The sequence below is a fragment of the Metapseudomonas phytobenefica genome (genome assembly GCF_043392685.1).
GTDB lineage: Bacteria > Pseudomonadota > Gammaproteobacteria > Pseudomonadales > Pseudomonadaceae > Metapseudomonas.
Window position 1 is genome coordinate 117,468 of record NZ_JBHZGM010000012.1, and the last position, 11,202, is coordinate 128,669.

General features: G+C 64.2%; 11 protein-coding genes. 3 read left to right on the forward strand and 8 right to left on the reverse strand.

The window, feature by feature from the left end; all coding sequences use genetic code 11:
* Positions 1 to 11 precede the first annotated feature (11 nt).
* From ACFW0B_RS12395 to msuE, 8 genes are all read right to left on the reverse strand, one after another.
* Positions 12 to 758 (reverse strand): ABC transporter ATP-binding protein, encoded by a 747-nt coding sequence (locus ACFW0B_RS12395; protein WP_449148486.1) that lies wholly within the window; start codon positions 756 to 758, stop codon positions 12 to 14.
* 56 nt (positions 759 to 814) lie between these two features.
* A complete protein-coding gene (locus ACFW0B_RS12400) occupies positions 815 to 2,140 on the reverse strand; it encodes an ABC transporter substrate-binding protein (protein ID WP_449148488.1) in 1,326 nt (441 codons plus the stop codon).
* A 61-nt stretch (positions 2,141 to 2,201) separates the two neighbouring features.
* On the reverse strand, positions 2,202 to 3,269 hold the full coding sequence (locus ACFW0B_RS12405) for a branched-chain amino acid ABC transporter permease (RefSeq protein ID WP_449148490.1): 1,068 nt from the start codon (positions 3,267 to 3,269) through the stop codon (positions 2,202 to 2,204).
* A gap of 12 nt (positions 3,270 to 3,281) precedes the next feature.
* The gene (locus ACFW0B_RS12410; protein WP_449148492.1) at positions 3,282 to 4,163 is read right to left on the reverse strand and encodes a branched-chain amino acid ABC transporter permease; all 882 of its coding nucleotides are present in this window, start codon (positions 4,161 to 4,163) and stop codon (positions 3,282 to 3,284) included.
* Positions 4,164 to 4,232: 69 nt separating this feature from the next.
* Positions 4,233 to 5,006, reverse strand: a complete 774-nt coding sequence (locus tag ACFW0B_RS12415; protein ID WP_449148494.1) for an ABC transporter ATP-binding protein — start codon at positions 5,004 to 5,006, stop codon at positions 4,233 to 4,235.
* Between the two features lie 11 nt (positions 5,007 to 5,017).
* On the reverse strand, positions 5,018 to 6,148 hold the full coding sequence (locus tag ACFW0B_RS12420) for an AMP-binding protein (RefSeq protein WP_449148496.1): 1,131 nt from the start codon (positions 6,146 to 6,148) through the stop codon (positions 5,018 to 5,020).
* A gap of 8 nt (positions 6,149 to 6,156) precedes the next feature.
* Positions 6,157 to 7,251, reverse strand: a complete 1,095-nt coding sequence (sfnG, locus tag ACFW0B_RS12425) for a dimethylsulfone monooxygenase SfnG (RefSeq protein ID WP_449148498.1) — start codon at positions 7,249 to 7,251, stop codon at positions 6,157 to 6,159.
* Between the two features lie 28 nt (positions 7,252 to 7,279).
* Positions 7,280 to 7,834, reverse strand: a complete 555-nt coding sequence (msuE, locus tag ACFW0B_RS12430; protein ID WP_449148500.1) for an FMN reductase — start codon at positions 7,832 to 7,834, stop codon at positions 7,280 to 7,282.
* A gap of 359 nt (positions 7,835 to 8,193) precedes the next feature.
* Here msuE and ACFW0B_RS12435 point away from each other — a divergent pair, with 359 nt between their 5' ends.
* The 3 genes from ACFW0B_RS12435 to ACFW0B_RS12445 form a co-directional block, all read left to right on the forward strand.
* Positions 8,194 to 9,435 carry an acyl-CoA dehydrogenase family protein gene (locus ACFW0B_RS12435; protein ID WP_449148502.1) on the forward strand — a complete coding sequence of 414 codons (1,242 nt, stop codon included), beginning with the start codon at positions 8,194 to 8,196 and terminating at the stop codon, positions 9,433 to 9,435.
* Positions 9,436 to 9,918: 483 nt separating this feature from the next.
* Positions 9,919 to 10,671 carry a histidine utilization repressor gene (hutC, locus tag ACFW0B_RS12440; RefSeq protein ID WP_449148504.1) on the forward strand — a complete coding sequence of 251 codons (753 nt, stop codon included), beginning with the start codon at positions 9,919 to 9,921 and terminating at the stop codon, positions 10,669 to 10,671.
* Positions 10,672 to 11,060: 389 nt separating this feature from the next.
* On the forward strand, positions 11,061 to 11,202 hold a 142-nt coding region (locus ACFW0B_RS12445; RefSeq protein ID WP_449148512.1), incomplete at its 3' end, for a hypothetical protein.

Below are 11,202 nucleotides of genomic sequence, written 5' to 3' on the forward strand. Positions count from 1 at the left end.
GGGCGCAGTGCTCAGGCCTGGCGCGCGGTCCCCAGGTAGAAGTCGTGCAGGTCGCCACGGGCGGCCATTTCACCGGCTGGTCCCTGGTCGACCACCTGGCCGCTCTCCAGCACGTAGGCATGGTGGGCATGACGCAGGGCGACATCGATATTCTGCTCGGCCACCAGAAAGCTCACGCCGCCCCGCCGGTTCAGCTCGCCGACGATGTCGAAAATCTCTTCGACTATCTGCGGCGCCAGGCCCATCGAGGGCTCGTCCAGCAGCACCAGCTTCGGCCGGGAGATCAGCGCCCGGCCGATGGCGACCATCTGCTGCTCACCGCCGGAGGTGTAGCCGGCCAGGCTCTTGCGCCGGGTTTTCAGGCGTGGGAACCAGTCATAGATGCGCGCCAGCTCTTCGCTCAGCTCGCCGCGCCCGATGCGTGGCCGGGCGAAGGCACCGGTGAGCAGGTTCTCCTCCACCGTCAGGTGGGCGAAGCAGTGGCGCCCCTCCAGCACCTGCACCAGGCCGGCAGACGCCAGGGCCTGCGGCGCGGCACGGGTGATGTCGCGGCCCTGGTAGCGAATGGCACCACGCACCACCTCGCCGCGTTCGGCACGTACCAGGCCGGCAATGGCCTTGAGCGTGGTGCTCTTGCCGGCACCGTTGGCACCGAGCAGGGCCACCACCTGGCCCTCGCCGACCTGCAGGGACACGCCGCGCACCGCGAGTATCGCCTGCTCGTAGAGCACTTCTATGTCATCGACCTGCAGGATCATCTCGGACTTCCTTCTGCTGAAGGCCGGGGCAAAGACCCCGGCCGGATGCGCGACACTCAGCTTTCCTTGCTGCAGTCACGCACGGTGATGCCCTTCTCCTCGGCATACTTGCGCGAGGACGCCTCGATGATCGGCCGCAGCAGCGCGCGGTCGGCCTGCACCCAGTCGCTGATCAGGTTCCACTTCTCGCCATCCCATTGCTGGAAGCGCACCGCGCCGCCGCCTTCATGGTCGGCGCAGGACAGCTGCAGTGGCTGCACCAGGCCTTTGGCACCCAACGCCTGCAGACGGGCGTCATCCAGACGCAGGTTCTCGAAGCCCCAGCGCACCTGCTCGCCGCTCAGCGGTTGCTTGCCGAACTTCTCCTGGGCGATGCGCACGGCCTCGACATTGAGGATGCCGTTGACCACGCCGAGGTTGTAATAGACGGTGCCGAAGCGCTTGGGATCGGCCAGGTCGCCCTCGCCCTTGTCCACCACCTGCTGCGCAATGCCTTGCAGCACCGGGAACTGGGTGCCGGACGGGTGCGTAGTGATAGAGATAAAACCCTTGGCCGCTGCGCCTGCCGGAGCCGCGTCTTCCTCGGAGTTGCTCCAGATGTTGCCGATGATGTGGTCGGTCGGGTAACCCACCTTCTGCGCGGTCTTGAGCGCCACGGGGTTCATCACGCCCCAGCCGCGCAGGATCACCCAGTCCGGCTTGATCCGGCGGATGTTCAACCACTGCGACTGCTGCTCATTGCCCGGGTGCGGCACCTCCAGCAAGGTCAGCTGGAAACCGTACTTGTCGGCCAGGGTCTGCAGTACCTCGTTGGTTTCCTTGCCGTAGGGCGAGCCGTGGTAGAGGGTGACGATCTTCTTGTCTTTTAGCTGATCCAGACCGCCGCTCTTCTCGCCGATCCAGTTGACGATGGCCGAGACCTCGGAATAGGGGTTGAGCTGCAGCGGGAAGGCGTAGGGGAATACGCTGCCGTCGGTGGAGTCAGTGCGCCCGTGGTTGATGGTGATCAGCGGCAGCTTGTCGGTGGTGGAACGCTCCAGGGTGGCATAGGCAATGCCCACGGAGAGCGGGTTGGTGGCGGCCGCCGGGGCGCCGTTCTGGCCCTTCTTCAGGCGCTCGTAGCACTCCACGCCCTTCTCCACCACATACTCGGTCTCGCACTCGCTCCAGGTCAGCTTGACCCCGTTCACCCCGCCATTGGCGTTGACGTATTTGAGGTAGTCGATGAAACCACCGAAGAATCCGGTGCCGCCGGCTGCATAGGGGCCGACCCGATAGCTCTGCAGCGGGAAGTACTGCTCGCTGGCCGCCTGGACGGTGAAAGCGCTGGCAGAGAGGCTGAGCGCCAGGGCCAGGCCGCCGGCGAAAGTGCGTTTGATCATCGTGCTTGTCCTTGTCGTGAATCGCTTGGCATGTGTTCGGGCCGTGGCCCATGGGGTTCGCTCAGTAGCGCAGCGGCCATAGCCGTGCGCGCTCGCGGAATCTCTGCCAGAGGCACGCGAGGCCCTCCGGCTCCTTGATCAGGAAGAGGATGATCAGCGTGCCGAACACTATCTTCTGCAGGTTCTCCAACTGGCCTGCGTCGATGAGCCCGGCCGGCAACAGCGCGGTGAGGTTCGACAGCAACAGCGGAAACAGCACGATGAAGGCGGCACCGAGAAAGTTGCCGAGGATGCTGCCCAGACCGCCGATGATGATGATGAAAAGGATCTGGAAGGAGCGGCTGAGATCGAAGCCATGGGGCTCCACCGTGCCCAGGTAGGTAAAGGCCCACAGGGCACCCGCCACGCCGAGGAAGAAGCCGCTGATGGCGAAGGCCAGCAGCTTGGTCTTGAGCAACGGAATGCCGATCACCGCGGCGGCGGTATCCATGTCGCGTACCGCCATCCAGTTGCGCCCCAGTTCGCTGCGCACCAGATTGCCGCCAAGCCAGAACAGCGCCAGCACCACGGTCAGGGTGAGCAGGTAACGTCCCGCCGGCGTGCCGAAATCAAAGCCCGCCACCTGCAACGGCGGCGCCGTGATCACCCCGGACGAGTTGTAGTTGGAGAACCAGCCGAAACGGGTCAGCGCCCATTGCACGAAGAACTGCGCGGCCAGGGTCGATACCAGCAGGTAGAAGCCCTTGATGCGCAGGCTCGGCAGGCCGAAGACGATAGCCACCAGCGCTGCCGTAATGCCGCCAAAGGCAATGCTCAGCAGCAGCGGCAAACCGGGCACACGCAGCTCGAAGTTGTAAGTGGCAAAGGCACCCACCGCCATGAAGGCGGCCGAGCCCAGCGACAGCTGCCCGGCATAGCCGGTCAGCAGGTTCAGACCAAGCCCGGCCAGGGACAACACCAGGAAGGGAATCAGGATCGCGTTGAACCAGTAGTCGTTACCGAGCAGCGGCACACCGGCGAAGGCGAACGCCAGCAGCACGGCGATACCGATACGGTCCTGGCGCAGGCGGAAGAATCGACGGTCTTCGGCATAGCGCACGCTGAACTGACCGGCTTCGTTGTAGAGCATGACGTCGTCTCCTTATACACGCTCGATGGCGCGTTCGCCGAACATCCCCGCCGGACGCACCAGCAGGAACAGCAGGGCCAGTACATAGGGGAACCAGTTCTCGATACCGCCACCGATGATGGGCCCGAGATAGACCTCGGCGAGCTTCTCCGACGCGCCGATCAGCAGGCCGCCGACGATGGCGCCGGTAATCGAGGTGAAACCGCCGATGATCAGCACCGGCAGCGCCTTGAGCACCACCAGCGACAGTGAGAACTGCACGCCCAGACGCGCCCCCCAAAGCAGCCCGGCAACCAGGCCGACGAAGCCGGCCACCGCCCACACCACCGCCCACACGCGCTGCAGGCGGATGCCCACCGCCTGGGCGGCCAGCGGGTCGTCGGCCACGGCACGCAGGGCCAGGCCGATCCGCGTACGGTTGAATAGCAGCGACAGGGCGATCACCAGCAGGGCGGCGGTGGCCGCAGCGAACAGGTCGAACTGCGACAGCAACAGGCCGCCCAGTTCCAGCGGCTCGTCGCTGATGCCCAGCTCCAGGCCGTGCACCTGTGCGCCCCACAGTGCCTGGGCCGCACCTTCGATCACATAGGAGAGGCCCAGAGTGGCCATGAACAGGGTGATCGGCGAGCGATTGACCAGCGGCCGCAGCACCGTCCGCTCGATCAGCAGGGCCAGCACCACCATGGTCGCCAGCGTGATGGCGAAGGCCAGCCAGAACGGCACGCCGCGCTCCAGCAGGCTGACGAACGTCAGCGCGGCGAACAGCACCATGGCCCCCTGGGCGAAGTTGAACACCCCGCTGGCCTTGTAGATGAGTACGAAACCGATGGCGACCAGCGAGTACATCACCCCGGCCAGCAGACCGCCGACCAGTACCTCGAAGAAGAATTCCATGCCTGTGTTTCCTGTTTTCGGGCAAGCCGCTCCCCTACCCGCCTGATGGCGAGCGGAAAGACAACGGACTCAGTGGCGGGTGCCGAGATAGGCGGCGATCACCTCGGGATTCTGGCGCACCTCGTCCGGCGGGCCGTCGCCGATCTTGCGGCCGTAGTCGAGCACCATGACGTGGTCGGAGAGGTTCATCACCACGCCGATGTCGTGCTCGATCAATACCACGGTGGTGCCGAACTCGCGGTTGATGTCGAGGATGAAGCGGCTCATTTCAGCCTTCTCCTCGGCGTTCATCCCGGCCATGGGTTCGTCCAGCAACAGCAGGCGCGGCTCGGCGGCCAGGGCGCGGGCCAGCTCTACACGCTTCTGCAAGCCGTAGGGCAGTTTGCCCACCGTTGCATCGCGCCATTGCTGAATACGCAGAAACGCCAGCACCCGCTCAGCCGCTTCGCGCTGCCGATCGTCCTCGACAGCAGCACGCCCCACACGCAACGCCTGCTCCAGCCAGGTAGCACGACGTTTCAGGTTGCGCCCGGTGAGCACGTTGTCGAGCACGCTCATGCCCTTGAACAAGGCGATGTTCTGAAAGGTGCGAGCGATGCCGCCCAGCGCCGCATCATGGGGATGCATGCTTCGCCGGGCATGGCCGTCGAAACGGATCGCCCCCTGCTGCGGCTGATACACGCCATTGATGACGTTGAGCAGCGAGCTCTTGCCCGCACCATTGGGACCGATCAATGCGCAGATTTCCCCTTCGGCCACGGCAAAGCTGATGTCGCTGATGGCTTTGACACCTTTGAATGACAGCGAAATATCGTGCAGTTCCAGCAGAGCCGCAGCACTCATCTTTCTTTTCCTTATACGGGTTGCAGCAGACCCTGCGGCCACTCGCTGACGGGACTTTCACGCGCGTCTTGCCAGCGTTCCGCCGCCGACCAGTTGCGCACCTCAACACCCAGCCCGCCGAACAGCTGCCGGACTTCGTCGCTCAAGGGCGCCCCCACGACAAGCGCGACTCGCGTGCGGGAAAACCCCAGCACGTCGCGCAGCGGCCGGCGTACCAGCCAGCCTCCGATCAGGCGTTGAGCAATGCTGCCTTGCGGTCGCAGTGCCCAATCCACCAATTGCCGACGCAGGCTGCCCGGCAACGGCAGGCGCCGACTCACCTGCTCATGCAGGCGGCCATAGGTTTCACGGGTGCCCAGCACCAGGCTCGGGCCCAGTTCGCGGCGGTCCTGATCGCGGGTTTCCAGGCGCTCCGGGAAGTTCAGGCGGAACCCGGCCAACAGCCAGGGCGCCAGCAGATAACGCGCCTGCCCACTGGCCGCAAAGGCGCGGGCGGCCAGGGCCTCTTCACGCTCCGTGAGCCGTTCGCCCTGCACCAGCCGCACGCCTTCGTGCAGCAGTTCGGTATGGCTGAAGAGCTGGCGTTCAACCACAGGCTCTCCACGCCGGTAAAAGGCAAACGCAGGCGCTCCGGCCTGCGCCTGCGGTGCTTCCTGCACAGCACCAGCCGTCCTTAGCAGTGCGTAATCCAGCGCCTGCGCGCGTACCTCCTTGTCGGCCAGTCCCCGGCCATCGGCATAAACCAGCCATCCCGGCTGCAAGCCGGCTTCACGCAGGCGCTGAATTTCTTCCAATCCTTCTGCCAGAACGAACGCAACGCCCGCCTCACGCAGCGCAGCAGCCTGATCCTCCGGGTTGTCCAATGGATCAAACAGCGCTGCCACACCGCCCAGCCATTGCGCAGCCAAAGAGGCATACAGCGCTTCCGGGCGTGGCCGGCTGACAATCACCAGCTGCGCGCCTGCGGCAAACCCGGCGGCACGCAAGGCGGCGGCCAGTGCCTGCACCTCAGCCTCGACCTGAGCCCAGCTCTGCACCTGCCAGATCCCCAGGCGCTTGTGGCGCAGGGCAATGGCAGCCGGGCGCTGACGGGCCTGTTCAGCCAGCCAGTGCACCAGCGTATTTGGCGTTGCGTCACTCATCCTGCACCTCAGGCCACGGCTTTCTCGGCGGTTTTGCCGGATTCCAGTTCGCGCACCAGCGGCAGCACATGCTTGCCGAAGTACTCCACCTCTTCCTGGAAGTGCAGGAAGCCGGAGAGGATCAGGTCGACGCCCACAGCCTTGAGCGCGACGATGCGCTCGGCGATCTGTTGCGGGGTGCCGATCAGGTTGGTCTTGAAGCCGTCGTTGTACTGCACCAGATCCTCGAAGGTGGATTTGGCCCAGTTGCCCTCGCCTTCAGGGCTCGCGGCACCGGCGTTCTTCACCTCGGCACCGAAGGCGTTGACCGCTTCCGGGTTAGCCTTGTCGATGATTTCCTGCAGCACGGCGCGGGCTTCTTCCTCGGTATCGCGGGCGATGATGAAGGCGTTCACCCCGATCTTCACCGAATGGCCATTGGCCGCGGCCTTGGCGCGGATGTCATCGACCTGGGCCTTGATGCCTGCCACCGTGTTGCCGTTGGTGAAGTACCAGTCGGACACGCGGGACGCCATGTCACGCGCGGCACGCGAGCTGCCACCCTGGAAGATTTCCGGGTGCGGCTGCTGCAGCGGCTTGGGCTTCAAGCTGTAGTCGCGGAAGCGGTAGAAGTCACCGTTGAAGGTGAAGTTGTCCTGCGTCCAGATGCCCTTCAGCGCACGGATGAACTCTTCGGAACGGCGATAGCGCTCGTCATGCTCCAGCCACGATTCACCGATGGCGTGGAACTCGCCCTTGAACCAGCCGGACACCACGTTGATGGCGATGCGGCCATTGGTCAGGTGGTCGATGGTCGCCAGCTGCTTGGCGGCCAGCGCCGGATTCCACGGGCCGGGAAGAATGGCGGCGATCACCTTGAGCTTCTCGGTGGCAGCCAGCAGCGCGTGGCTGATGGCCACCGACTCGTGCTGGAACTCGGCACCGTAACCGGCGGTAAAACGAATCTGCGACAGGGCGTACTCAAAACCTGCCTTCTCGGCGGTTTGCGCCAGCCTACGGTTGTAATCGATATCCCAGCTGGTGCGCTGCTCGATGTTGCTGACCACCAGGCCACCGCTGACGTTGGGTACCCAGTAGGCGAATTTGATCGGTTGTTGGCTCATTGCTGTTGACTCCTGTGGTCCTGGGAATTCAGGCCGCGCGAACGGCCGGGCGATGAAAGAACGCTGCGACCGGGTCGAGCGCACGCTCGATGCGCTCGAACTGTGCCGGGTCTGCGAGGTGGTAATCGTCGAAGGCCTCGGGGGTGGCATACAGGCCGTACGGCAAGGTGTGCGCCTGGAAGAAGGCGAACAGCGGGCGCAGCTGGTGGTCGATCACCAGTGCATGGCGCTCGCTGCCCCCGGTGGCGGCCAGCAACACCGGCACACCCTTGAGGGCCTGGTAATCCACCAGGTCGAAGAAGTGCTTGAACAGGCCGGTGTAGGAGGCCCGGTACACCGGGCTGCCGGCGATGATCAGGTCGGCCTCCTCCACCGCACACAGATGCGGCAGCAGCTGTGCAGAAGCGCTGTCGCGCTCCAGCGAACCGGCCAGCGCACCACCCAGTTCGGCGATGCGCACCCAGTGCAGGTCGATCTGCAGGCGCTGTTGCAGGCGCTCCACCAGTACCTTCAACAGGGCATGGGTGCGCGACAGATCGCGCAGGCTGCCCGACACCACGACCACCTTGATTGCCTGACTCATCCAGACCTCTCGCCCAATGGCGCTGCGTTGCTTTGCAGGGGGTCAGAGCAGCAACCGTGCCAAAATAAAAATCCCTTTAAAATCAAATAGCTAGATAAATACAGCGGAGAAGGCCGGATGCCTGGCGAATAGCAACCTGTTGAACGACTGTCGCTGGGCCAACAGTTACTCCTGCCCACGTCCGGACACGAGCCCCGGGACTGCTGTCCGTCGAACAACAGTCGTCCAGCAACCTGCCCCGCCAGCCACAGCAGCCAGGATTCGGAGAAACATCTAAGCAACTGATAAAAAAGGGATTTTTAGAAAGGCACGGAGCTTGCTCCGGACGCTGGGTCAGCCGCCAACCAAGGAGACCCGCGATGACCGCCCAGCAGCATCTGCCCCAGCTTTCAACCGGCACCGATTACGAGTCGCTCGCCGCCCGCTTCCGTCCGATCTTCGCCCGCATCGCCGAGGGCGCACTGGAGCGCGAGCGCACCCGCAGCCTGCCCCACGAGCCCATCCGCTGGCTCAAGGAGGCCGGTTTCGGCGCCGTGCGCGTACCCCGGGAGCACGGTGGCGCCGGAGCCTCGCTGCCCCAGCTGATCCAGCTGTTGATCGAACTGGCCGAGGCCGACTCGAACATCCCGCAGGCCCTGCGCGGTCACTTCGCCTTCGTCGAAGACCGCCTCAACGCCCACGCCGGAACCAGCCAGGAGATCTGGTTCAAACGCTTTGTCGCCGGTGAGCTGGTCGGCAACGCCTGGACCGAGGTCGGCAACGTGAAGATCGGCGACGTCATCACCCGCGTATCGCGCCAGGGCGACCGCTGGCTGGTCAACGGCGCCAAGTACTACAGCACCGGCAGCATCTTCGCCGACTGGATCGATCTCTACGCCCGGATCGACGACACCGGCGAAGACGTGATCGCCGCGCTGCGCACCGATCAGCCAGGCGTGCAGCAGAGCGACGACTGGGACGGCTTCGGCCAACGCACCACCGGCAGCGGCACCTCGCGCTTCATCGACGCCGAAGTGGAGGCGGAGAACATCATCCCCTTCGCCAGCCGCTTCAAGTACCAGACCGCCTTCTATCAGTTGGTGCTGCTGGCCGTGCTTGCCGGCACCGGACGTGCCGCCGTGCGCGACGTGGCCGAGCAGGTGCGCCTGCGCACCCGGGTATTCAGCCACGGCAACGCCTCCTCAGCGGACCGCGACCCGCAGGTACAGCAGGTGGTCGGCAAGGCCTCCGCCCAGGCCTACGCTGCCGAGGCCACCGCCGTGCGCGCGGCAAAGGCGGCACAGTGGGCCTACGAGGCACGCTTCGGCGGTGAGGGGTCGGACGAACACCAGGCCAATGTCGCCGCCGAACTGGAGTCAGCCCAGGCCCAGGTAGTGATTGCCGAACTCGTACTGGGCCTGACCAGCGACCTGTTCAACGCGCTCAGTGCCTCGGCCACAAGCACCGGCAAGCTGCTCGACCGCCACTGGCGCAATGCCCGCACCGCGGCCTCTCACAATCCGCTGATCTACAAGGAACGGATCATCGGTGACTGGGAGATCAACCGCAGCGAACCGCCCTATGTCTGGCAGATCGGCCGCGGCAGCAAGCAGGCGAGCTGATATTCGAGCCACCAACAGCCAACACGGTCGCCCCGCTGGAAACCACGAAGCAGACTGCAGTTTCTCAGCGGGGTCCCGTTGCGCTCACTGGAATGCCCGAGTGCTGCCGGCGAGGCCGCTGCCTTCAAAGGGGCCGACACCCAGCATCAGGGTGCCAAGAGCCGATGGAGTGACCCGACAGTTGTTCACGCGCATTCAGGACGTTCCTGCTGGTACTTGTATTCAGGGGTTCACGCGAGCGTGCGGCTCGCGCGAGGCGGCAGCCTCGCAGTCGGTTGGTGCGGCGGGCTCAAGCTAAAAAAGCCACACGCGCCCAACAATGCCGCTATTGCCGATACGAGTATTCGTGGTTTGCGAACAATGGGATTGGCGAGCTCTGCTTCACGACGCGTCCGCCAGCGGGGTGCGGGTAGGCGCCGCCTGATGGGCAAGGTTAAACTGGCGGGCAGATTCAAACTGCCTTCATTACTCCCAGGAAAACCCGTGCCCCACTCCTCCGACGACCGCTCATCCTTGGCGGCTTTCGCCCTCGAAAGCCCCGCCCCGCTCTACGCCAGGGTCAAGGACATCATCCTGCAGCAGATCCGCACCGGCGTCTGGGGGCCAAACTTCAAGCTTCCCTCCGAGAGCGAACTGTTCAACCAGCTGGGCGTCAGCCGCATGACAATCAATAGAGCGCTGCGCGAGCTCACCATCGAAGGCGTGCTGGTGCGCCTGCAAGGAGTGGGCACCTTCGTCGCGGAAGCCAAGGGCCATGCCGCGCTCTTTCAGATCCATGACATTGCCGAGGAAATCACCTCGCGCGGCCACATCCATCGCAGTGAAGTGATTCTGCTCGAGCCGCTTGCCGAGCACGCCTCGGCAGCATTCCCCTTCCCCATGGACGGCGTGCGCAACCTGTTCCACTCGGTGCTGGTGCACTACGAAAACGAAACCCCGGTCCAGATCGAGGAACGCTTCGTCAACGCGGACATCGCGCCTGATTACCTCAAGCAGGACTTCACCCAAGTCACCCCCTTCGCCTACCTGATGCAACTGGCACCGCTGACCGAAGCCGAGCACATGGTAGAAGCCATCCACGCGACGGCGACCGAATGCAAGTTGCTGCGCATCAAACCAACCGACCCCTGCCTGCTCATCCGCCGGCGTAGCTGGTCCAGCAAGGGACAGGTGGGCTGCGCCCGCCTGGTCTACCCGGGCTCGCGCTACCGCCTCGAAGGCCGCTTCGGCCAGTAATTTCTGCCAAGTCCCGCCTTGCCATCGGCCACACCCGGCTGATGGCTCTCTGTTGCGTTTCTTCACCTTTCGGACGTTACCCGAAACAGGCGCTGCTACCTTTTCTCCCCCTCCGCCCTTTCCCCCGGCGGTACTCCGGCCTCCTCCAGCGCGCGCCGACAGCGGCAGCTGAAGTCACATAACACGCTGAAATATAAGCACATTTACCTCAATCCATAGCGCTTACCGAAGCGTCAGCAGAAGGTTGGCCTCACTTTTGCCTTATCTTGTATATACAGGTTGATATATTGTTGTATGTATAAGAGATGACAATCCTCGACTCACACCCAGGGGGCGACCGGCAAATCGTCACCAGGGACACCATTGGCCTTAACAAGAAGGAAACCACCATGAAAGCCTCCCGCTTCCGTGACACCGAAATCCGCGCCCCGCGTGGCAACAAGCTGAACGCCAAGAGCTGGCTGACCGAAGCGCCGCTGCGCATGCTGATGAACAACCTCGACCCCGAGGTGGCGGAGAACCCGAAGGAAC

Coding starts and splice junctions, on each gene's coding strand:
- ACFW0B_RS12395 (WP_449148486.1), bottom strand. CDS start 758: ATGATCCTGCAGGTCGATGACATAGAAGTGCTCTACGAGCAGGCGATA.
- ACFW0B_RS12400 (WP_449148488.1), bottom strand. CDS start 2,140: ATGATCAAACGCACTTTCGCCGGCGGCCTGGCCCTGGCGCTCAGCCTC.
- ACFW0B_RS12405 (WP_449148490.1), bottom strand. CDS start 3,269: ATGCTCTACAACGAAGCCGGTCAGTTCAGCGTGCGCTATGCCGAAGAC.
- ACFW0B_RS12410 (WP_449148492.1), bottom strand. CDS start 4,163: ATGGAATTCTTCTTCGAGGTACTGGTCGGCGGTCTGCTGGCCGGGGTG.
- ACFW0B_RS12415 (WP_449148494.1), bottom strand. CDS start 5,006: ATGAGTGCTGCGGCTCTGCTGGAACTGCACGATATTTCGCTGTCATTC.
- ACFW0B_RS12420 (WP_449148496.1), bottom strand. CDS start 6,148: ATGAGTGACGCAACGCCAAATACGCTGGTGCACTGGCTGGCTGAACAG.
- sfnG (WP_449148498.1), bottom strand. CDS start 7,251: ATGAGCCAACAACCGATCAAATTCGCCTACTGGGTACCCAACGTCAGC.
- msuE (WP_449148500.1), bottom strand. CDS start 7,834: ATGAGTCAGGCAATCAAGGTGGTCGTGGTGTCGGGCAGCCTGCGCGAT.
- ACFW0B_RS12435 (WP_449148502.1), top strand. CDS start 8,194: ATGACCGCCCAGCAGCATCTGCCCCAGCTTTCAACCGGCACCGATTAC.